This window comes from Haloferax sp. KTX1 (assembly GCF_902410085.1).
GTDB lineage: Archaea > Halobacteriota > Halobacteria > Halobacteriales > Haloferacaceae > Haloferax > Haloferax massiliensis.
On sequence record NZ_CABPRH010000168.1, the window covers coordinates 1 to 452 of the forward strand.

The 452-nt window shown below is 62.4% G+C and carries 1 pseudogene; it reads right to left on the reverse strand.

Annotated elements, in window-relative coordinates:
- Positions 1-452, reverse strand: a pseudogene (locus tag FY251_RS21285) (hypothetical protein); the annotation flags it as partial.

Below are 452 nucleotides of genomic sequence, written 5' to 3' on the forward strand. Positions count from 1 at the left end.
GTGCATGTCCGAGACGATGAACAGGTCGTTCTCGGTGTCTGGGTGTTTGACGAAGTTCTCGATGACGTGCTCCTGATGTTTGGTCTGGTTCAGGAGGTTGCAGTTCATCGTCCACAGGATCGACGGCTTGGACATCGTGTACGAGCCGGCGTTCTTCGGCATCACCGGCTCCTCGGCGTCGCCCTGAGGGACGAGGTCCATCTCGCGGTCGAAGTCGCCGCGAATCTCGTGGGGGTCGAGTTTCTCGCCGCCGAAGAAGGCGAAGGCGTAGCCCGGATACATCCCGTGGGCGGCGTTGCCGTCCGGGTTGACGTAGTGGGGGTACCCGTCCAGCAGTTCGATCTTGTACTGGCCGGAGTAGTTGTAGTACCCCTGGCCGGCGTCGCCGATGTTCCCGAGCATCGCCTGGACGAGGAACACCGCCCGCTGGAGCGCGTCGTTGGAGTGGAACC